This window comes from Sporomusaceae bacterium ACPt, from assembly GCA_041428575.1.
Taxonomy (GTDB): Bacteria; Bacillota; Negativicutes; order Sporomusales; family Sporomusaceae; genus Sporomusa_D; species Sporomusa_D carbonis.
Map to the genome: position 1 here is coordinate 2,359,628 of CP155570.1, position 21,162 is coordinate 2,380,789.

20 protein-coding genes are annotated in these 21,162 nt (G+C 44.8%); 3 read left to right on the top strand and 17 right to left on the bottom strand.

Annotated features, from left to right (window positions below):
• Positions 1–20: 20 nt before the first annotated feature.
• Entirely contained in the window at positions 21–896 is an 876-nt protein-coding gene (gene nifH, locus SCACP_RS12210; RefSeq protein WP_425057838.1) for a nitrogenase iron protein, read from the bottom strand.
• Between the two features lie 444 nt (positions 897–1,340).
• Here nifH and SCACP_RS12215 point away from each other — a divergent pair, with 444 nt between their 5' ends.
• Positions 1,341–2,141 carry an alpha/beta hydrolase gene (locus tag SCACP_RS12215; RefSeq protein WP_425057839.1) on the top strand — a complete coding sequence of 267 codons (801 nt, stop codon included), beginning with the start codon at positions 1,341–1,343 and terminating at the stop codon, positions 2,139–2,141.
• Between the two features lie 416 nt (positions 2,142–2,557).
• Here the strand turns inward: SCACP_RS12215 and SCACP_RS12220 are convergent, their stop codons facing one another.
• The gene (locus SCACP_RS12220; protein WP_425057840.1) at positions 2,558–2,848 is read right to left on the bottom strand and encodes a helix-turn-helix domain-containing protein; all 291 of its coding nucleotides are present in this window, start codon (positions 2,846–2,848) and stop codon (positions 2,558–2,560) included.
• A 281-nt stretch (positions 2,849–3,129) separates the two neighbouring features.
• On the opposite strand from SCACP_RS12220, the gene SCACP_RS12225 reads away from it, so the two are divergent.
• Positions 3,130–3,306 carry a hypothetical protein gene (locus tag SCACP_RS12225; protein ID WP_425057841.1) on the top strand — a complete coding sequence of 59 codons (177 nt, stop codon included), beginning with the start codon at positions 3,130–3,132 and terminating at the stop codon, positions 3,304–3,306.
• A gap of 89 nt (positions 3,307–3,395) precedes the next feature.
• On the opposite strand, the gene SCACP_RS12230 is transcribed toward SCACP_RS12225, so the two are convergent.
• From SCACP_RS12230 to SCACP_RS12300, 15 genes are all read right to left on the bottom strand, one after another.
• Positions 3,396–4,724 (bottom strand): nitrogenase component 1, encoded by a 1,329-nt coding sequence (locus tag SCACP_RS12230; RefSeq protein ID WP_425057842.1) that lies wholly within the window; start codon positions 4,722–4,724, stop codon positions 3,396–3,398.
• A gap of 2 nt (positions 4,725–4,726) precedes the next feature.
• Complete coding sequence (locus tag SCACP_RS12235) at positions 4,727–6,253, bottom strand: nitrogenase component 1 (protein WP_425057843.1); 1,527 nt, start codon at positions 6,251–6,253, stop codon at positions 4,727–4,729.
• Between the two features lie 77 nt (positions 6,254–6,330).
• Positions 6,331–6,633 carry a hypothetical protein gene (locus tag SCACP_RS12240; protein ID WP_425057844.1) on the bottom strand — a complete coding sequence of 101 codons (303 nt, stop codon included), beginning with the start codon at positions 6,631–6,633 and terminating at the stop codon, positions 6,331–6,333.
• 151 nt (positions 6,634–6,784) lie between these two features.
• Entirely contained in the window at positions 6,785–8,209 is a 1,425-nt protein-coding gene (locus SCACP_RS12245; RefSeq protein WP_425057845.1) for a ThiF family adenylyltransferase, read from the bottom strand.
• 14 nt (positions 8,210–8,223) lie between these two features.
• Complete coding sequence (locus SCACP_RS12250) at positions 8,224–8,595, bottom strand: iron-sulfur cluster assembly scaffold protein (RefSeq protein WP_425057846.1); 372 nt, start codon at positions 8,593–8,595, stop codon at positions 8,224–8,226.
• 397 nt (positions 8,596–8,992) lie between these two features.
• Complete coding sequence (locus SCACP_RS12255; RefSeq protein ID WP_425057847.1) at positions 8,993–9,244, bottom strand: nitroreductase family protein; 252 nt, start codon at positions 9,242–9,244, stop codon at positions 8,993–8,995.
• A 259-nt stretch (positions 9,245–9,503) separates the two neighbouring features.
• On the bottom strand, positions 9,504–10,532 hold the full coding sequence (locus tag SCACP_RS12260) for an aldo/keto reductase (protein ID WP_425057848.1): 1,029 nt from the start codon (positions 10,530–10,532) through the stop codon (positions 9,504–9,506).
• A gap of 353 nt (positions 10,533–10,885) precedes the next feature.
• Positions 10,886–11,368, bottom strand: coding sequence for a hypothetical protein (locus SCACP_RS12265; RefSeq protein ID WP_425057849.1), 483 nt, complete (start codon positions 11,366–11,368; stop codon positions 10,886–10,888).
• 100 nt (positions 11,369–11,468) lie between these two features.
• Positions 11,469–13,178: an amidohydrolase gene (locus tag SCACP_RS12270; protein WP_425057850.1), complete on the bottom strand. Its 1,710-nt coding sequence runs from the start codon at positions 13,176–13,178 to the stop codon at positions 11,469–11,471.
• A 496-nt stretch (positions 13,179–13,674) separates the two neighbouring features.
• Positions 13,675–15,216, bottom strand: coding sequence for a phosphoenolpyruvate carboxykinase (ATP) (gene pckA / locus SCACP_RS12275; RefSeq protein WP_425057851.1), 1,542 nt, complete (start codon positions 15,214–15,216; stop codon positions 13,675–13,677).
• Positions 15,217–15,557: 341 nt separating this feature from the next.
• Complete coding sequence (thrC, locus tag SCACP_RS12280; RefSeq protein ID WP_425057852.1) at positions 15,558–17,060, bottom strand: threonine synthase; 1,503 nt, start codon at positions 17,058–17,060, stop codon at positions 15,558–15,560.
• Between the two features lie 38 nt (positions 17,061–17,098).
• On the bottom strand, positions 17,099–17,773 hold the full coding sequence (locus tag SCACP_RS12285) for a B3/B4 domain-containing protein (protein ID WP_425057853.1): 675 nt from the start codon (positions 17,771–17,773) through the stop codon (positions 17,099–17,101).
• A gap of 35 nt (positions 17,774–17,808) precedes the next feature.
• A complete protein-coding gene (gene ybaK / locus SCACP_RS12290) occupies positions 17,809–18,291 on the bottom strand; it encodes a Cys-tRNA(Pro) deacylase (RefSeq protein WP_425061392.1) in 483 nt (160 codons plus the stop codon).
• Positions 18,292–18,355: 64 nt separating this feature from the next.
• A complete protein-coding gene (locus tag SCACP_RS12295) occupies positions 18,356–19,429 on the bottom strand; it encodes a DUF362 domain-containing protein (protein ID WP_425057854.1) in 1,074 nt (357 codons plus the stop codon).
• Between the two features lie 123 nt (positions 19,430–19,552).
• Positions 19,553–19,813 (bottom strand): hypothetical protein, encoded by a 261-nt coding sequence (locus SCACP_RS12300; RefSeq protein ID WP_425057855.1) that lies wholly within the window; start codon positions 19,811–19,813, stop codon positions 19,553–19,555.
• 224 nt (positions 19,814–20,037) lie between these two features.
• Between SCACP_RS12300 and SCACP_RS12305 the strand changes: the two genes are divergently transcribed.
• Positions 20,038–21,114 (top strand): HD-GYP domain-containing protein, encoded by a 1,077-nt coding sequence (locus SCACP_RS12305; RefSeq protein WP_425057856.1) that lies wholly within the window; start codon positions 20,038–20,040, stop codon positions 21,112–21,114.
• The last annotated feature ends 48 nt before the right edge of the window (positions 21,115–21,162 follow it).

A 21,162-nucleotide genomic window follows, 5' to 3' on the forward strand; every position in this document is an offset into this window, starting at 1 on the left:
GTAAACCTTTTTACTCGTTGCTATATTCCAGCTGCCGAACTGCGTACTTCGCCTGTTTCCAATGCTAATAATTGATCGGCCCATTTAGCCGCCCATTCCCGTAATTCTGCTGTTTCTAAAGGTGACGGGACTTTAGATTCGGCTGTTTCAACTATCTTTTTCGCCAGACGGCCATAGACCTTGGCCTGTTCTGAATCAGGCGCCGCCTCCACTGTTGTTTTGCCTTGCAACTCGGCTTGCGTTACGGTTACCGACCGGGGAATATATTCCACTACCTGCGTTTTTGTTCTCTCTACAAAATCATCAACAATTTCCCGGGAGTAAGGAGCGTTGATAGAATTGGCGATCAGGCCGCCAAGGAGCGCGCCGCCGGAGTTGGAATACTTCTTGATGCCTTTAAACAAGTTGTTGGCAGCATAAATAGCCATAAAATCCGCAGAAGAGACGGTGAACACATGCTCGGCTATCCCCTCACGAATCGGTACGGCAAAACCGCCGCATACCACATCGCCTAAAACATCGTAAATCACAACATCCAGATCCAGCTCATCATACACTTTTAATTGTTTCAGAAGCTGAACTGCCGTGATAATGCCCCGGCCGGCGCAGCCAACGCCCGGAGCCGGACCGCCCGCTTCCACGCAATACACACCGCCAAAGCCTTTATAAATGACATCTTCGGCTAATACCTTGTTCTTCTCGCGCAAGGTATCCAGCACGGTAGGAATATAGGCACCGCCCCGCAGAGTATTCGTTGAATCAGCTTTTGGGTCACAACCAAACTGCATCACCTTGTAGCCTTGTTTTGCTAACGAGGCGCTGATATTCGAAGTAGTTGTCGATTTACCGATACCGCCCTTACCATAGATTGCAATTTGCTTAATTTTTTTGCTCATGTGTTACTCCTCTCCCAGAATTGCGTAGAAAAACCGAAAAAGGTCAGAACAACACTCCCGCAGAAGTGCTATTCTGACCTTTGGTTAATTCTACCAATCAGTCGCATTGTAAATTTGATGTTTAACTTTTAATATATTATACTGAATCCCCAAAAGAAACACAAGAGGGTTGTGGGTTGTTTATCAAATTTTTTAATTTCCTGGAAAACGCCTTTACAAATGGTAATTTACAGTCATGTATTATTGATTTGTGCTGGACTGATTGATATTGAGTTAGTATAGACGCTTATTGACAATATAGACGCTTACTGACGTTGACTAATAGCTATATGCCTGATATAATATAATAAAATTAATATTTACGCTGATTAGAAAAGACTAAAGGCCAAAAAACGTATTAAGTCGTTTTTGGCCTTAATTTTATTTTAGGAGGAGAAACAAAAGATGAAACAACATGAATGGATCCTTAGCCGCAATCGCAAACTTTCTGCTATGGTTCAAGCACACAGTTTTACAGTAAAACAAACGCCGCTGGTCATCTGCTGCCACGGCTTTACCGGTGATAAAATCGGTAGTAATCAGTTAATGCTTCACGTGGCAAATGCCATTGAAGCTGCGGGTTTACTTGCTGTTCGCTTTGATTTTACCGGTTCCGGCGAAAGCGAGGGCGACTTCACTGCAGATACAACAATAAGAAATTGGCAGGAAGATCTACATAATGTTATTGATTGGGTTAAAAGCCTGCCGGAATTTGAAGGCCTGCCTGTGTACTTACTGGGTCACAGCCTGGGCGGCCTGATTGTGCTCTGTCATGACGACAGCGGCATTGCCGGCCGGATAGCGTTAGCGCCCGTCATTCAGCCTATTGAAAATTTCCGGAACATCATATTAGGACCTGAGTTATGGCAGCGTTCTCTGAACGGCCAGACAGTCGCTAACTTTTTAGGCAAGGGGTTCAGCATCAGCCCCAACTTTGTTCATGATTTATTGGAAAACCGGTATGATCCTTTGCAGCAAATCCAGGCTCACCGTTCACCTCTGTTCATTGTTCATGGCAATCAAGATATAGTTGTGCCGCCATCAGGATCAGAACTTTTGTATAACAGTTATCATGGTGAAAAGAAAATTGCCCGCATTGAAGCAGACCATGTGTTTACCGGCAAACATGACGAACTTACCGCATTGATAACCAAGTGGCTGATACAACAAAAAAATAACGTGCGCACACTAAGCAGCGCCCATTAACCCTAAAAGGAGGACTTACACACGCGCCGGTGTTTATATCAAACCCCTTTTAGTACAAATCGCTAATGCGGTTGTTACAAGTGATAAACACCCTGAAATCAAAGGCCGCTATTTATCCATCAAAAAACGACGCGGTCATAAACGTGCTATTACAGCTATTGCACGAATATTACTTACTGCTATATATCACATTCTTAAAAAAAGCGAGCCATACAACCCTGAGCTGTATAAAAAAGCTGAAATGATACCTGCATCTCGTGAAGTTACCCTAGAGCAGCTCATTCGTATTGCTAAACGGCAAGGGTACTCAGTAATTAAGACTGGATAGCATTCTTGCAACGCTGTTATTTTTTCCAAAAACCGTCTCATAGATGGTCTGTTTGCTATGCTCTTTTTTAGCTTTTACATCATCGTTACTATGGTTTCCGACTTTGTTCTTCGGTTAAAAAGGTGGGGCGTCCGGGCGAATGTTTCATGCGCAGGCCTTTGATACCGGCATCCATATATAAGTTGATGTACTTATAAACGGTAGTAAGGCAGCGCCCAATAATCTTGGCTATTTCCTCTTTAGAGTATTTCTGCAAATATAGATAAATGGTTTGATATCGCTGTCGCATCCGCGAATCTTTACATGATGTCATCCACCGTTTTAATCGTTTTAACCTTTTTTGGATGATTTCTTCCGGCAATTGATCTACTGGTCTCATTTGTATAACTTCCCCTTTGCTAATCAGTCTTACACGAGAGTGGATTAACAAAGAAGACTTCGGCAAAAGTGCCAAGAACTATTTTCTCAATGGATAATCATTATTTTCTAATTTTTAGCATCGAAATCCAAAAATTCATTTTTATATCTTTAATGCATTCTATACAGCCAACAAATCCAATTATTTATTTTCCGCTTATTGGTAATTAATAATAAGCCTGATATCTTATTGTGTCAAGAAGGTTTTTTCAAGAAATTGTGTTTTTTTAGGAAGATTCACTGATGATTGCGTTTACCGCTCAATATGCGCGTGGGGAAATAACGGTTGATAATAACGAAATTGTCGCTGCCCGCTGGTTTTCGGCAGGCACGCTGCCTGATATCCCCGACAAAGACAGTATTTCCTGCCAGCTCATCGACTGGTTTCTCGCCACACAGCAACACAGCGTTGGCAATTAATCACTGAAGGCCCGAAAAGTTGTTCCTCCAGCAACTTCCGGGCCTTTATCGTGTGTGCGCTCGCCTTCTGGCCTGTCATTTATTTTATCTTATAACGGTCCGACATATTTGCTTACGTAATCCTCCATAAGTGCTAGACCGCCGTGGAAACCGGCATAGCTTCGCTCCATTATTAACCTGTCGAGTACCGGAAAAGCCACACTTAAATGGACAGCTGAAAACTCTTCTCCCGCAATGTGTTTTTCCAACGAGCTGGCAAATAAGACTAAGAAACTACGGTTTTTTAATTTTTGTCTGATCAGATGCGAATCAATTTCAAACACAATCTCCGGTTTTACAGCACTTTCTAAACCCTCGCTTAGTTCTTCCCGGATGATATGACGCTGTTCCTCAGGCGGATTATCGGTAATAATCACAATATCCGCCAAATAGCCTATTTCATTCGTTAAGTACTGGGTAATCCCGATGGCACTGGCGCTATCGGCGACAACAGCATAATACGCATGCGGAAAACCCAGAATCAGGGCGTCACCTAAATACTCGGTAAAGCGATATGTAATCTTCTCCTCTGCGGCAATATACTGTTCCACAACATTGTCACGCAGTTTTAATTCTTGGGCTAGCTTTCGCAAAAATTTGCTTGTTTGCTTAGGACCAACCGGCACACTGGGAAATTCCAGAAAAGGAGTACCAAACTTCTCTGCCAGTTTCTTGACAACAGTATGGCCATGCCAGGGAGAAAACACCAGATTAAGTTCGGCAGCAGGAATATTTTGCAAATTCTCCAGGCCATTGAATTCAGTAAAAATAATATTGGCTTTTACGCCGATACTTGCAAGTGTCTGCTTGATAGTTTTTAAATCACCTTTCCAGAATACATGCTGATAAGGTACAATACCAAAGATATTCACCAGACCTTTTTCTGGCGGCAATGGTTTTAGCAGTTGGTCAATGACCGCATCAAAAAACAATTCATAACCATGATATGAATTACCGGTAAAACCGGCAGCTTTAACATGGACTATCGGCACCTGTTTGCTAAACTCTTTGACTACCGAATCGACATCATCACCAATTAGCGAAGGCACACAACCGGAAATAACCGTATAAAAATTACCTTCCATTATTTCAATACTCGATTTTATCAGATCCCGCAGCTTATTTTCCCCGCCAAAGATTACATGTTCTTCAACAAGTGAAGAGCAAGGGGTATTTGTTGTCCCCTGCGGTCCTCCCGAGTTTTGTCCGCCCGCATAATGCTGACCAAATAACTGTCCCAACCCGCAGCCGGCACCTGAGTGGAGAATAGGCACCGCTCCGTATAAGGCTAATGCTGCGGAATGTGCGCCGCCTAAAGCGCAAGAATACCTTGGGGCTTCTAACGCCGAAACGGCTCGGTTTTCTTCATTAACCGCCAATGTTACACACCTTCCTTGTAAGAATAGTACAGCGGGTCAGGCTGTTTATACCACCAATCACGATACGTATCCTGGGTCTTATCCAGCATGGTTTTTTGGAAAGACCGTGTTTTGGTCGACTGCAACAGGAAATTACCGCAAGCAACAGCACCGGCATACCCGCTCTGCCGGCTCCACGGCATGGGATCTCCCCGTAAAGCGTGAATACGTGTTACATCCTTGCCGCGTTTATAGGCATTGCCCTGGAAGGGGCATGTTAATGTGATGTCAGGATCTTTGTCTCGGGTAATATGGGCCTGTTCGGAGGCCTGAAAAGTATTTACCAAAATATCAAAATCGCCGATTTTATTAATAAGGCCTTCGACTTCTTCCAGGACAAGATTGTCAAAATCCTGGCAGATTGCCGCTGCCGCTTCCAGACCTAACTCGTCAAAATACGGCATTTGCGCCAGCAGCCGCCCCTGCCCCAAAGCCCCTAACACTTTTGGTTTTTCGCCGTTTTTCAGCTTGCCAAATTCCTGTTGAATGGCTTGCAATTTAGGGACCCAGACCTCATGTTCTTCCGCAATGAGTTTTTCAATTTCTTCCTCTTTGCCGGTGTGCTGGGCAATCTGCCGCAGCCATTCGTCAGTGTTGGCAATCCCCATGGGCGAAGGATAGAGAAAGAAGGGAACTCCGTACTGCTGTTTCAAGCCGCGGGACAGATAATCGGTATACGTGGGGCACAGCGGCGCAGTAACAGCGGCTTCAGCCAGTTGTTCAAATTGTTCTACGGTCGCAAACTCCGGAATAAAATTAGGCCTGAGACCCACTTTATTCAGCAACCGCTTGATCTCTAAACGGTCCTGCCAGGTATATGACAGCATGCTGGCGACATTAACCAAGTCCGGCTGTTTCTTGGCCGGTTTTTTCACCAAATACTTCAAAATACCATGCCAGAATGCATCATAGCCGGTTTGCACCAGCCGCGAACGTACTCCCTCACAATGCACCGGCACAAGCCGGGCGTTAACTTCCGGCTGAACCTCGCCGACAACTCCTTCAATATCTTCGCCGATAATCCCGGAAGTGCAGGAAGTCAGAATAAAAATTGCTTTAGGTGAATAGCGTTGTTCAGCCTCGAATATGGCCTTGCGCAATTTTTCACCGGCACCATATACTACATCTTTTTCCGTAAGATTAGTGGTCAGCCACTGCAAATCATACTGAGCCGGACGTCCCAGCGCCGGAGGTATGCCGCGGAAAAGTTCCCGATACCCCAAAGCCGAAGAAGAACAACCTACAGGAGCGTGAAAAATAGTAACCGCATCGCGGATCGACGTAACTCTGACCGCTAAATAAAAATTCAACATGCAACCAGATGTCTGCTGGAATTTTCGTTCGCAATTTTTTAAGCTTCCATCTCTGGCTTTTTGGACTAAATCAGTAGCTTTCCCGTAAAAAACATTGATACCGTTGGCCCGCTGTTCCCGATTGAGGCAAGTCTTTTCTTGCAAGTTAATATCCTGAATAATTTGTTCCTCACTCATTAACCGTCAATCCTTTCTTTTTATATTTATTAACTTATGTATCATACAAGTTTAGGAAAACTTGCTTTGTCTGCTTTTTATCTGTTAAATACCGGCAGCACCAGCAAATGATCGGCCCACGCTGCAGCCCATGCTCTTAGCTCGGCAGTATCCAACGGCGATGGAACCTTTAATTCAATGGTTTCAATAATTTTTGGGGCCAGACGTCGGTATATTCCGGCCTGCTCTGAATTAGGCGACGCTTCGACCGTTGTTTTGCCTTGCAGTTCGGCCTGCGTCACTACGACCAAACGGGGAACATATTCCACGACCCGGGTTTGGGTTATTATCAGAAAGTAGTTATACTTTCTGATAATATAATAAAAAGGCCGGAAAGACATTTCTGCAAAATCAGAAATATCTTTACCGGCCTTTAGTTTTTTAACTAATCAGCACATCAATATATAATTGTCTTTTTCACTATATATTTAAAATTATACTCAAAACCGTTAGAAATGCAAGTGCTTGTTAGTAAATATTTAATCATGGTGTTTATTCTTCATTAGCAGCATCCGGACAAACAAATTCGTATTCCTGGAGTTCATGTATCGTGGGATTGACGCCGCATAACCGGCAGTCATTTTGTCTGCTCAATGTAATAGTATGAAAATGGGTATACAGGCCATCGAAGTAGATAATTCTGTCGTGCAAAAGATTTCCCCGGCCTGTTAATAACTTTACGGCTTCCGCCGACTGGATAAAACCCATGATTCCCGGCAGCGGACCAAGCACGCCTGATTCGGCGCAGGACGGTGTACTACCCGCAGCTGGAATGTTGGGAAGTGCGCAGCGATAACAATGACCTTTAGGAGTTAAAATTGTCATACACGTCCCGTCGAATCTGATTACCCCCGCGTCGATCATTGGTTTTCCGGCAAAGAAGCAAGCGTCGTTTAATAGAAAGCGGGCCGGAAAATTATCTACGGCAGCAATAACAACATCGTAGCCGGCAATAATGTCAAAAACATTATCTTTGTTCAAATGCGTATTGTAGGTGTTTACAGTAAGCTGTGGATTTATGCTTTTTAAAAATATTGCGGCCGATTCCGCTTTGGGCATGCCAATCCTTGAAGCGGCATGAAGTATTTGACGGTTAAGGTTGCTTATTTCAACAGTATCATAATCCACCAGGCCGATTGTCCCGATGCCTGCTGATGCAAGTGCATATGCTGCGGGAGAGCCGAGCCCTCCGGTTCCCACAATCAGCACCTTGCCTCCTTCCAGTCCGATTTCCCGGCAATCTTCCGGTTTTAGGGTGCCCAGCTCAGCTATGGTGCGGGCGAGGTCTTCTTGGCGGGCTTTTATGAAATCCATAGACAGAAGATTAAAGTATAAGAGGTCGTTTGCCGTTTCGCCAATAGCAAGTAATAGTTTTATGGCTTCCATGGCGCACAGTGCACCAGAAAGGCAGTTTGAAAATATTCCGTTCTTGATGAGATTGTCCTCAAGGCAGCCATCAGATGGTTGCTGCCCAGCCGATAATGCTGCCAGAAATAAACTTGCTGTTGCCAGATCTTTAAAAACCTCAATCCCCCCCTGCCAGCCGTTATGAAGGGCTATTATGGAGGGAACAAAATCTTCTGTTATGCTATCGCTCTTCTTGATAATAAATTCCGGCCTGCCTAAAAAAATCCGCAACTCACTATCCTTGCCACCGGCTAACGCAATTGACACATCGCTATTTAAATCGCGTATACTTGCCGAAAGCCTGTCAAATCCTTCGGCAGTTTCAAAATGACAGTTTATGCATCCTATGCCGGATGCAGCCAGATAGTATATTGCCGGAGCTGCAGCGTTTACGCTTTCCCCGCATACCAAAACAGATGACTCCAAGAGCTTTTTCTGGCCTGGACCGCTAATTTCCGGTATAATAATATGCCTTAAATATCTATTTATTTGTTCCCGTGCAAGAATCACCGCGACCGCCTCCCTTACTGTCCATTTTTAGCGAGATAATCTAGAACGGCATTGTGAAGCGCATCGGCTGCAATATTTGAGCACTTTATTTTTTTAGGCGGCAGTCCGTCCAAGGCTTCCGCCACCGCTTCATTTGTTATTTGCAGCGCTTCTTTAACCGTCTTACCAATAGCCATGACTGTAAGCATACTGCTTGCTGCTATCGCAGCGGCACAACCGAAAGTTTTGACTTTGACATCAGTCAACACGTTATCTTTTATTTTTACATAAACAGTTATCCAGTCACCGTCGATAGGGTTTCCCACAGTGCCTATACCGTCGGCGTCGGCTATTTCACCAATATTCCTCGGATTTGAGAAATGATCAAGTACTGTGTCGTTATACACGGATCTCGCCTCCTTTGCAGTGACTTACCTGATACCTTACTTGCATTTAAATTCCGTAAACCTGGTTCCCAATACAGATTTTTCCGGCACCACCCAACACCTGCAGGCATATTATTGTAAAATAACAGCAATCTCTTTGCCAAAGATGACGATCGATTAAGAATTACAGGGTTGTTGACAACGAATGCTTCTTGGTTTACGCAAATAAAAGAAGGTCGGAAAATCCCTTTAATAAAGGTTTTCCGACCTTCAGTGTTCTGATCAGTCGCTTTATCTTTTTTAAGGATAACATTAAATTCCAAGGAAGTCAATATGCAAATGTGGATTTATTTTCTAGCTAAGCCAGCAAAATTCCCCAGTAGTAAAAAATCCCCAATACGAACACTCTCCAAACCTGCTATTTGATGTAATTAATCAGGTTTTCTTTTCTGGGAGGTGCCTTTACTGTTTCAATTTTCTTGTAGCCCAGCGCCACTGAAGAAAATGGTTTATATCCTGCCGGTACGTCTAACTGTTGTTTATATTGTTCCCCTTGCTCACCGGTAAAGGCGAATAAAGTAAGATTGATCCAGCATGCGCCAAGACCGATGGATTCGGCAGCCAGCAGGATATTTCGTGTAGCAGCCGCGCAATCGGCCTCAATGTCCAAACCGTCTTCCCTGCCGGATACAAGTACTCGGTCGGAGCTCCGTAAAATATATTGAACTTTTCGTTTTTAGCAATCTGCCGAATATGTTCATTGTCGACTTGGGCGGCGCCTGCTTTGGCACTAGCTCCTCATTAACAAAGCCTGCGCGCATTGCCTGATTTATGAAGCACAGAATAATGGTAAGCGCATCATTGACAACCATGTCATCAAGCGGGTGATCCCTGGAATATGTAAGAAAATTTACTCATGGAACGGCATCTTAATGACCTTCACCGGCACGGTGCCGTTCAAAAAGATCATAATTCTTTCGCAAAATTTCCGGAATGGCAAGCTCATAAGGACAGCGCGTAATGCATTCACCGCAATTGGTACATTGGGGCACGCTTTCCATTGCTATCTTGGAAAAATCGATCGCTACTCGGGGAGACATTCTTTTGGCAACAATCGGATAGCCCATAGCCGGAGTAATCTTCACTCCATTGGGGCAAGGCTGACAATACTCACAGCGGCGGCAAAACTGTTGCCCCAGTTCGCTGCGATACTGGTCCATCAAAATGATATCCTCTTCTCCTACAACATTCGGCTGCTGATAAAGATTCACTATTTCATTAACCGAGGCGACAGAGTCATACCCAGGGATTGGAATAGCATCCGGATACTGGCGTAAAAATTTAAAGGCAAGGGAAGCATTATCAATCGCCCCGCCGGCAAAAGGCTTCATGACAATAATACCCAGATTCATTTCGCGGGCAATAACGTGCAGTTCTTCCTTCGGTTCCTTTTCAATAAAGTTAAAGGGAAATTGAATGGTATCAAAAAGATTAGTTTTGATTAACTTAACCGCCATTGGTAAATTATGCGAAGTAACGCCTATATGGCGGATTTTCCCCGCTTCTTTCGCTTTAACACATACTTCCAGAGCGCCGCCGGGCGCGGTGATAATCTCCCAGTCTTTTTCCTGCGAAACCTGGTGTAGTTGATATAGATCAATGTAATCGGTCTGCAGCATTGTTAAACTATTTTCTAAATGCTCGGCAGCTCCGGCACCGTCCCGCCGCCCCGTCTTCGTAGCAATCACCACTTCCTGCCGAATACCGCGAAAGGCTTTGCCGATTTTATCTTCACTGTCCTTATATGCATTAGCAGTGTCATAAAAAGTAATCCCTCGGTCAAATGAATGGCGCAAAATCTGAACTGCTTCTTCTGTCGGCAACCGCAATATCGGAATACCGCCAAAACCAACCTCAGATACTTTCAGACCAGTTCTCCCTAAAATTCGGTAATTCATTTTTCGATTCACTCCTTTGGATTTTTCTATGATAGTGTAAAGCTTTCCTTTCAAGATTTTTTTCAAAATACTCGCTGATTATCCTTCCCATACCAGGTAAAAAGGCCGGGAAACATTCCGGCAGAAATATTTCCCGGCCTTTTATTACCACCCAACTAGTCAGACGTGAATAAATCGCTGTTCATTCTTGCCAGCCAATCCTATACGCAACCCTCGCTAAGCAGGAATCCTGAATGCAGTCGTTCATTACCCAGGAAATATTTGCCTGCTCTAATATTACTCTTTGGCACATTCATTAGCAAGTACGCACTTATTTGTGCTATAGTATCCACTTATATACCAAAGAAACTATGTTATTTTGCTTGCAATGCCTTTTCTATCCGGGTTAACCCCGCCAGTAACACACTCCGTTGAGTAGCAAAGTTAAGCCGGGCAAAGCCTTCCCCCTGGCTGCCAAAGTTTTTGCCGGGATTGAGTCCCACTCTTGCTTTATGCACAAGAAATTCTTCCAGTTCTTTGGCATTGGTAAAGTAGGCGCGAAAATCCAGCCAGGCTAAAAAAGTCCCCTCTGGCTTCACTACTTTGACATTGGGCATCCTGGAGTGAACAAACTCGACTAAAGTATTGGCGTTCCCGTCAAGATACTGAAGCAAAGAGTCCAGCCAGGCCTCGCCTTCTCTGTAGGCAGCTTCAGTGGCAACCGCACCGAAAAGATTGCTGCGGTTAATATGCAACTTGGTAAACCAGGAACTAATCAATCCGCGCCTGCGCTTGCAAGGAGCAACAATGAAGGAGAAATTAAGTCCGGCAATATTAAAGGTTTTACTGGCAGCCATAAAGGTGACGCTTTGTTTGCAGACCGGCGTGCCGAGTGAGGCAAAGACGGTATGCTTATGCCCCTCGTAGACCAAGTCATTATGAATTCAATGCCAGATTTTATTCTTGGGACGCTGTTTTTCTCTCGTATACCAATTTGCCGTCAAAAAACGTCATTACAACCTTTACTTTATCAATGTCAACAGGGCTTATTGTCAGTAAATTTTGATCAAGCACCGCCAGATCGGCCAACTTGCCGGCCTCGATTGAGCCTGTTTCCCGGTCCATGAACATACCATATGCTCCGTTTATTGTAAAGCTTTTTATCATTTGCTGTACCGTAGCCCGTTCGTTTTTATTTAACAAATACCGTTCATCATCCATATGAGTGATATCCTCAACCCCATAAAAAGCACCGTTATCCATATTGCGGGTAACACCGATATCAATTGCCAGAATTGGATTAGGAACATTCGTAACAGGATAGTCAGAAGAAGACGTCACCATGATACCGTTCGCAAAGAATGACCCCAGCGGATATTCTTCTTCTGCCCGCTCGCCCAGAATCCGGTAATCCACATTATGCCACCAGTTAGGTCCTTTGAATTGCCAGTAAGGCTGCACGCTGGCAATTACATTGAGTTCTTTAAACCGCGGTATGTCGGTCTTGTCTACAACTTGCAAGTGAGTAATGGTATTACGGTAATCCCCTGGCACTTTTGCTTGAACATATTCCAGAGCATCCAAGACATTTTTAGTAGAGGCATCTCCCGTAGAGTGAACATAAATTTGCAGCCCCAACCGGTTGGCCATAGAAAAGGCCTGTTTAAGCCGCTCCATATCCCACAAAAACTCACCGTAATAATTAGCTCCTTTACCAGCTTCCAGTGTATAGGGCTCTAACAAATAACTTGTACCGCCCTCAACAACACCATCGGTAAAAAATTTAGCTGTTGTCACTTGTAAATAAGGTGACCGATACTGTTCCCTCAATTCATTAATGGCTGCAAACTGCTGAGATAAATCATTTTTGGGGCTAACGCCCACAGCTCCCCTGATGCGGAGTGCCAAATCCCCCTTTTTTTCCATCTGGCTGCACGCCTGAAATATAGTATTAAAAAATTGACCGGCGATACACAAGAGACCGGTGATACCAAAACTATGCATTTTTTTTTGAAACGCAGACATGGCTTCAATATACTGAGCTAAATCATACTCCGGCTGAGGAATGAGTTGCATGGCCCCCTCTTTTAAAGTTCCCCACAGTTCGCCGCTGGTATTATCTCTTTCGATCACGCCACCGGCGGGATCTTCAGTATCATATTGTATACCATACGTTTCCAGAGCTTTGGAGTTAACCCAGAGACTATGTCCGTCCTTAGCACGGAGTACAACCGGGATATCCGGGGCAACAGCGTCAAGGTACTCTTTGCGGGGGCCTTTAACCAATTCTTCACCGGTAAATATTCCCCAAGACCAGCCCTTACCATGAACCACTTTTATGTTAGGGTGCTGGTCAATAAAATTTTTCACCGCTGCCACATATTCTTCCAGGTTGTTCATCTCATATAACTGAACCTCATACAGTTCTGACAGTGACAGTCCGGGCGGATGCATATGAGTATCAATCAGGCCTGGTATAACCATTTTCCCCTGCAAATCGATTACTTTCGTATTCTTGCCGATATACTCCGCTACCTCATCATCACGACCAACAAATATAATTTTATTGTCTTTTATCGCTACCGCTTCATAAACGGTATCCTGATCATCGGCAGTATAGACTACACCATGAGTCAATACCAGGTCAACAGAAATATCGCTGATCATTTGTTTCACCTACCAAATAATTTTTACAACGCATCAAACTATATAGTATCCAATAAAGATTTACAGACGTGTTGTTAGTATAAGCGTAAGTCAAGCGCCAGCGGTGGAGTGTTACTAACAACACGCCTAGAAAAAAATCTTTATTGGATTTCATATACCAGTGCCGTTTATAACACCACCCAGCATGGCGGGACGCACAATTGCTTGCAGACAATACGGGATGTCTCAGATACCATAGTCAGTTTTCTTCCTTCCAACTTCATTATGTGCTCATCACATACATACACAAAGAAACTGAAGACCAAAGATGCTAAAACATCTCCGCCTTCAGTTTGTCTGATCAACAAAGAAAATAAATTTTAAACCCATAATTATTAGGAGTAAAAGTGACTTTCCTTCTTTAACAACATGTATTACAAGTATTATCGATAATTTAGCATGCTGGTAATTTATTGTCAAGTATTTGTTTCTGTATTCTAGGCACTGCTAACGCTTTTTAACCCCGCGGCCCGGCGGCAGCAATTGCGGCCGGAATATCTTTATTGAATCCTTGGAAATTGTGCACAAACAGGTTAGCCAATTCCTTAGCTTTAAAGTCATAAGCTTCTTTATCGGCCCAGGTATTGCGAGGCGTAAGGATTTCGGCCGGTATACCCGGACAACTGGCCGGCACATAAACGTTGAATACCGGGTCAAGCTGGTAAGCAACCTGTTCAAGCTGCCCTTCAATAGCCGCTGTTACCATCGCTCGGGTATATGACAGCTTTATACGGCTGCCAACACCGTACGGACCGCCGGACCAGCCGGTATTAATCAAAAATACATTGGTTTTATGCTGTTTTAGCTTTTCACCCAAAAGTTCGGCGTACCTCAGCGCCGGCAAGGGTAAAAAGGGTGCACCAAAACATGCCGAAAAAGTAGCCTGCGGTTCAGTAATGCCCCGCTCGGTGCCGGCCAGTTTACTAGTATAGCCCGACAGGAAATGATACATGGCTTGTTCGGCATTTAGCTTGGCAATAGGCGGCAGCACCCCAAAAGCATCGGCAGTCAAAAATACAATTGTCTTCGGATGACCGGCCACCCCGGGAATGAGCGCATTGGGTATATAGTGCACCGGATATGCTGCTCTGGTATTTTCGGTGATAGAACCATTGGCAAAGTCAGGTATGCGAACAGCCGGATCAATAACAACATTCTCCAGTACAGCTCCAAACCGAACGGCTTCCCATATCTGCGGCTCAGTGTCATGGCGAAGCCCAATACACTTGGCATAGCAGCCACCTTCAATATTGAAAATCCCGTTATCACTCCAGCCGTGCTCATCATCACCGATCAGGCGACGGCCAGGATCGGCCGACAATGTAGTTTTCCCTGTGCCGCTTAATCCGAAAAACAGGGCTGTATCCCCATTGGCTCCGGCATTAGCCGAGCAATGCATGGATAAGATATTCCGCCGCGGCAAGATGTAATTCATAACAGTAAATATGGACTTTTTCATTTCCCCGGCGTAGTGGGTGCCGCCAATAAGCACCAGCCGCTGTTCAAAATTAAGAATAATAAAGGCTTCAGAATTTGTACCGTCAATGGCCGGGTCGGCTTTAAACCCGGGAAGACAAATGACCTCATAGTCAGGTTCAAAGGTTTGATTACCCGCTTCCGGCCGGATAAACAACTGATGCACAAATAGATTGTGCCAGGCAAACTCGTTAATAAATCTCACCCTAATATTGTATTCAGGATCGGCGCCGGCATAACCGTCAAAGATAAACAGTTCCCGGTTCTGCATATAAGCCGTCATCCGGTTATACAAATTGGCAAACTTATCGGCGGCAAATGGCTTATTGCCGCTCCAGGCAATATCGTTGTGTACAGCCGGGGAATCAACTATAAATTTGTCATTTGGCGAGCGGCCTGTGTACTTATCAGTAGTAACTTGCAACGCACCAGTGGCAGTTAGTTGCCCCTCTCCCCGCCTTATGGCTGCTTCCACCAAATGCGCCGGACTTAAGCTGTAATGGATAATCTCGGTCATCCCCATACTCCCTTTCCCCCTTAACTTAATAGCGTTTTATGATTGCGAGCTTTATAATTAGGTATACTGTATACAACGTTAATATGCTAGCACGTTTAATACATATTTTCAATATCGGGTAACATAATTATATAGTATCCAATAAAGATTTACAGGCGTGTTGTTAGTATAAGCGTAAGTCAAGCGCCAGCGGTGGACCGTTACTAACAACACGCCTAGAAAAAATCTTTATTGGATTTCATATCGAATAAAAAAAATTGCCACATATGCTTTTTCTTAATCCGTAAATTACCGGAACTCAGTTTGCGGAGTCAGAGCAATGTGGCAATCTCTATCATTTGTCGAAATTATTCAACTAGATGCAATGCTGCTTTTACAACATTAAGCATATCGTGTTTACCGCATACGGCAGTATGACGGACAGGCTTATGCTCAAGCTCAGCCAGCGCCGTCGGCACCGGCTGATTGATAAGTTTTGCCAGCGCATGTAAAGCGGCGAATTCTGACTTTCCGGCAAAGCTATCTGTTCCGGCTAAAGCAGTAAGTACTGTCGCGTTGAACTTGAACGGGCTGGCAGTAGAAACAATGATATTCGGCGTCCTGTCGCCTGACTGACGGCGATAATTTTCGGCAACCTGCCAAGCGACAGCTGTATGGGGATCAAGAGCATATCCATACTCTCCATGTACCCTGCCGATTGTAGCAGCCGTTTCCTCGTCGCTTATCCACCCGGCCGGAAATACCTCTTTTATCGCTGCTAAATGCTCATTACTAATTCGATATTCGCCGTTGGCATTTAGTCCGGCCATCCAGCGGCCGATTTGCGCTGAATCCCCACCGGTCACATGGTACAGCAAGCGTTCCAAGTTGCTTGAGATAAGAATGTCCATAGACGGCGAGTAAGTTTTATAAAATTGGCGGTTGCGGCTGTATACGCCGGTTGTAAGAAAATCTGTCAATACATTGTTGCTGTTTGATGCGCAAATCAGTTTATTGACAGGCAGTCCCATAAGTTTGGCATAGTAACCGGCTAAAATGTTGCCGAAATTCCCGGTTGGGACAACAAAATTAACCATGCTGCCCAAGGTTATATACTTATCTCTCACCAAGTCGGCATAGGCACTAAAATAATAGACAATTTGCGGTACCAGCCGCCCCCAGTTAATCGAGTTGGCTGACGATAGTTTAAAACCGCTATTGGCCAGTTGAGCATTAAAAACGCCGTCGTTAAAGATCTGCTTGACGCCGGTCTGAGCATCGTCAAAATTACCTTTAACAGCAATTACTTGTAGATTGGCGCCATCCTGGGTAACCATTTGCAAACGTTGAATCTGACTTACGCCGTTCTCAGGATAAAACACCATAACTCTAATCTGTTCTACATCTTTAAATCCTTCAAGCGCAGCCTTGCCGGTGTCGCCGGAAGTGGCGACCAAGATAACAATCTCAGCTTGCTCACCAATTTTTTTTAGGGCGCATGACAGCAACCTGGGCAGTAACTGCAACGCCATATCTTTAAATGCACTGGTCGGACCATGCCACAATTCCAGGGCAAAAGTTCCGTCCGCCACCTTTGTAACCGGAGCCACAGCAGGATGAGAAAACTTCTCGCTGCTGTAAGCGGCCGCTACACAAGCTTGTATTTCTGCGGCGGTATAGTCTGTTAGAAATAAGCGAAGTATAGCTGCCGCCCGCTCCGCGTAATTGAGTGAAATCAAACGGGGCAGAGCCTGTTCATCAAGCAAGGGAATGGTTTCCGGCACATACAGGCCGCCATCCGGGGCTATTCCCTGAGCAATGGCCTGAGCTGCCGTCAGCCTGTCAACCGTGCCGCGCGTGCTTAAATACATGTAAATGTCTCCTTCCTAAAACCTAACAATAGTAGCGGCTATTTTTCCGGGTAAGCAATATGCTTTTCTGTCACTGTACCGCCGTTATAACAAACAAACATGCCGGCAGCAAAATCAAGTATTTCATGTAATTCCCCGATACTGACGCTTTCATCGGCATAGATCACAGCTAAAAGATTGCGGGTGGCCAACGTAACTGCCGTACGGCGCGAATCAGAAGTAGGATTGCCGAATACACCGGCGCCATCGGTCAAAAACGGTTTGTTGTCAGTTGAGACGGTATTACCTGCAATATTAATGTAACTACCTTCAGTCGCCCGTCTATAGACAATATCGCCAATCACCTGATCCAAATCGTATAACCCAAAAGGCAACAGATATTTAATTGAACAATAATTATTAACATCTACAGCGCTGTTTACGTAGTATAAATCTTTCTTTTGCAGTACGCGTCGTATTAACGCTTCAGAGGCCGGACGGTAGCGGGACGGATCGAAATTAAGCTTTTTATACATATTTCGTACTGCCAAAATCCGGGGAAGTTTTGGCAGGATATCAAGGTTATACGCTTTGGCAACTTCCGCTTGTAACTGCGCAAACTCTTGGCTTAAGGCCGGTGGTGTTCCCCGGACAATCACGTTATTAATGGTCAGATACCCTAAGCGGCAATTGGGAACAACTTGGCTAATGCTTTCATGAATTTTAAGTTTCATGTCAAATAATTCCTCCCCCGGCATTCGGTACACAACTAATCCTGAGAACGGCGAGCAACCGGGCACACACAGGCATTCACCGCCTGTGCCAGTTTCTCCGGTGCAACAATAATCTGACAGCCCCGTACACCGGCGCTTACAGCAATTACCGGCCAATTGGCAGCGCTCCTGTCTAAAAATACGGGATAACGCTTTTTCGGCCCAAGCGGTGAAACGCCGCCCCGGACATAGCCGGTAAGCGGTTGGACCTCTTTTAACGCCACCATCTCAACTTTCTTGTTGCCGCTGGCAGCAGCCAGCGCCTTAAGGTCAAGTTCAGCATCTCCGGGAATGCAAGCCATAAGAACTCCCGTCTTGTCACCTTTGGCCACCAGTGTCTTAAATACTTGAGCGTAAGGCATACCAACTTTATCTGCAACATTTTGTGCGCTCAAATCATTCTCATCAACTTTGTACTCGCGCAACTCATATTCGATTTTGAGACCATCCAATATTCTGGCGGCATTTGTCTTCATAATGTTTATCTGTTTTCTCCTCTATAAGTCCTGTCTTTCAGTCTACTTAAGCACTTTTATTTAATACTTAATCAACAGTGATAAGTTGGTAGTCAAGTAACCCCATGCCTATTTTAGCAGCATGACCAATTTGAATCATAGCGTCATGATGGGCGTATGACATTTCCGCCAGTGTTTTGCCATGAGCTTTCGCTGTAAGGTCAAGAGTTGCTTTATCTATGGCCACCGGATCACTGGACGCTAAGATGCCGATATCAGGAATAAGCTTAGACTGCTTGACGTTGAAACAATCACAATCTTTGGTCATGTCTATAAGTACATTAAAGTAAAAGCATTTACCCGGTTTACCGATAACGGCACCATAAGCATGCTCGGCCATGCTTCGCTGCATATAACCTGATTCGGCATTCCAGTCATACTTCACGGCATCAAACCGGCATACTGCCAGGCACTCACCACAACCAATACATTTTTCGCTCACAATATATGCTTTGCCACCCTTTTCGACAATTGCGCCCTGCGGGCACCACTTAATGCATTTTTGGCAAAACTGGCAGGTCTTGTCAGCCACTTCCGGCAGCATCGCCGAATGCTGCCGCATTTTGCCCATGCGGCTGGCCAGACCCATGCCAAGGTTTTTAATACAGGCACCTAATCCGGCGGCAATATGACCGGTCGGATGCGAAACAACAAGTAAAGAGTCAGCGCTTAATATTTCTCTGGCCACTTTAACCGATTTATGTAGTTCCCCGTCAATAGTCACTTCGTACTCGGTATTACCGGCCAATCCATCAGCCATAATGAACGGCGCTCCAACGTTTTCAATACCGAACCCGTGATTATGAGCATGCATGATATGCTTTACGGCGTTTTCACGCTCGCCTTTATACAAAGTAGAAGTCTCGGTAAGGAACGGCTGCCCGCCCAAAGCCTTGGCTTTTTGGACCACTTCTTTAACGAGTTCAGGCCTGACATGAGTGGTATTTTTCTTCTCACCAACATGCACTTTTATCGCTACAAAATCATTACGGCCAACTACTTGGGCTGCACCCGAATACTCAAAGATTTTAGCCATGGCTTGGGCTTGTTCAGTTGGCGGCAAAGCGTCAGTCACTGGAATAAAGTAGACATTTGCTGGCATGAGTAGTCCCTCCAATCTATAATTTTGTCCCTAAGCTTTTACATTTTTTTCACAGTATATAATTGTTTCCTCAATTTGTCAATAAATAGCTACAGGCGCGGTAGCACCGCGCCCGCATCCGAGCTAAACATCAAGTGTCATATATTTTACTTTAACATCAGGTATTGCTTTCAGTTCCTGCTCTATTTGCCCTACCGGCACATCTTCGCCGCATAACTGAAGTAAGATTATGCCGCTGTTGGTACAGCTGTCTACGGCAGCGTCGTGCAGCCCGAGCCGGACCCGAATATAGCAGCCGAATTTGGTGAGCACATCCTGAACCTTTACAGCAGTTTCCACACGGTTGTCCTGGATAATGGCCATTATTGTCGAACAATGGGACATTACTACACACCTCCTGGAATATACTCCGTATAAATAATTATCCGCTAATTATAAAAATCCTCCTGGCAAATAAGCAAACCGGCAAAAATTTGCCATCGGAATTTTACCAATAGTAAACCAATAGTAAATGGAGGATTCTTTCATATTATGTTGAATTTATTAACAATTATTCCATATATATTTATATTTTTTTCCTTTATCCCTAATACTGCAGGGAGGTGTCTATGAGCGAAACAACTGATGAAAAACGTAAAATTATTGAACAACGGATTGAGTTTCTGGTTCCTGGTATGGAACTTGCTCGTGATGTCTGTTCCGGCGATGGAAAAGTACTGTTCAGTAAAAACAGCATTATCAGCCAGCATATTATTCAAAAGCTTGGCAACTGGGAGATTCCCAAAGTATATGTTTACGCTGAAGTCGAAACCGCGAATCCGATAATAGACCCTAAAGTCCAGAAATTTCTTAACGCATATAACCAATCAGTTACAGTTGTGCAAAAAGCTTTTGATGACATCAGGTCTACTCAGGAAATTCCTCTGGAAACCTTTACTGCCACCGCTGATAACATTGCCAGTAATGTTGCCGAAGCCGGCAATATTATCGATAGGTTGTACAACTTGCCGCCGTGTGATGATTACACCATGTATCACAGTGTCAACGTCAGCGCCATCTCGGCCCTTATTGCCATTTGGCTCAAGTATCCGCCGGAATCGGTTAATGCCATCTCCTTGGCCGGACTGCTGCATGATGTTGGCAAATCACTGCTCCCGGGCGAAGTTCTTAATAAACCCTATAAATTGCCGCCGGACGCCTACGAGTTATATAAGAAGCACGTTGCTTACGGATATGAGCTTGTAAGCAAAATCCCCCATATATCCCAAAGCCTGACTTCAGCCGTATTTCAGCACCACGAACGGCGGGACGGCAGCGGCTATCCCGGCGGTTTGACCGATGAACACATTCATCCGTATGCCAAAATCGTGGCAGTAGCTGATTTATATGACGAAGAGCTGATGATTAACCGCGATGATCCCCAATCAATGATAAGTCCCTATTTTAGTCTGCAAAAACTGCGGGATGCAGTTTGCCGGCTTGATCCCAAAGCGTGCCTAACCTTTACTTACAATATGGCCGACTTCCTGTCCGGTAACAGGGTAGCCCTCACAGACGGCCGTCAGGGACGGGTGGTATTTATCAACAAAGATAAGCCAGCATCGTCAATTGTCCAGCTTGATGACGGCTTGGTCATTGATTTGACCGAACACCACGGAGTCCTTATTCATTATGTGCTGCGTTAGCACTAGCCGCCACTCACCGAGTGCATCAATGATTTACTTTAATACTCT

Bases quoted from the DNA above. Each gene is read 5' to 3' on its own strand.
- SCACP_RS12295 (WP_425057854.1), bottom strand. From the start codon at position 19,429: ATGCCAGCAAATGTCTACTTTATTCCAGTGACTGACGCTTTGCCGCCA.
- SCACP_RS12260 (WP_425057848.1), bottom strand. From the start codon at position 10,532: ATGAATTACCGAATTTTAGGGAGAACTGGTCTGAAAGTATCTGAGGTT.
- SCACP_RS12305 (WP_425057856.1), top strand. From the start codon at position 20,038: ATGAGCGAAACAACTGATGAAAAACGTAAAATTATTGAACAACGGATT.
- nifH (WP_425057838.1), bottom strand. From the start codon at position 896: ATGAGCAAAAAAATTAAGCAAATTGCAATCTATGGTAAGGGCGGTATC.
- SCACP_RS12220 (WP_425057840.1), bottom strand. From the start codon at position 2,848: ATGAGACCAGTAGATCAATTGCCGGAAGAAATCATCCAAAAAAGGTTA.
- thrC (WP_425057852.1), bottom strand. From the start codon at position 17,060: ATGTATTTAAGCACGCGCGGCACGGTTGACAGGCTGACGGCAGCTCAG.
- SCACP_RS12240 (WP_425057844.1), bottom strand. From the start codon at position 6,633: ATGTCTTTCCGGCCTTTTTATTATATTATCAGAAAGTATAACTACTTT.
- SCACP_RS12215 (WP_425057839.1), top strand. From the start codon at position 1,341: ATGAAACAACATGAATGGATCCTTAGCCGCAATCGCAAACTTTCTGCT.
- SCACP_RS12225 (WP_425057841.1), top strand. From the start codon at position 3,130: ATGATTGCGTTTACCGCTCAATATGCGCGTGGGGAAATAACGGTTGAT.
- SCACP_RS12235 (WP_425057843.1), bottom strand. From the start codon at position 6,253: ATGAGTGAGGAACAAATTATTCAGGATATTAACTTGCAAGAAAAGACT.
- SCACP_RS12270 (WP_425057850.1), bottom strand. From the start codon at position 13,178: ATGATCAGCGATATTTCTGTTGACCTGGTATTGACTCATGGTGTAGTC.
- pckA (WP_425057851.1), bottom strand. From the start codon at position 15,216: ATGGGGATGACCGAGATTATCCATTACAGCTTAAGTCCGGCGCATTTG.
- SCACP_RS12265 (WP_425057849.1), bottom strand. From the start codon at position 11,368: ATGGCTGCCAGTAAAACCTTTAATATTGCCGGACTTAATTTCTCCTTC.
- SCACP_RS12285 (WP_425057853.1), bottom strand. From the start codon at position 17,773: ATGAAACTTAAAATTCATGAAAGCATTAGCCAAGTTGTTCCCAATTGC.
- SCACP_RS12300 (WP_425057855.1), bottom strand. From the start codon at position 19,813: ATGTCCCATTGTTCGACAATAATGGCCATTATCCAGGACAACCGTGTG.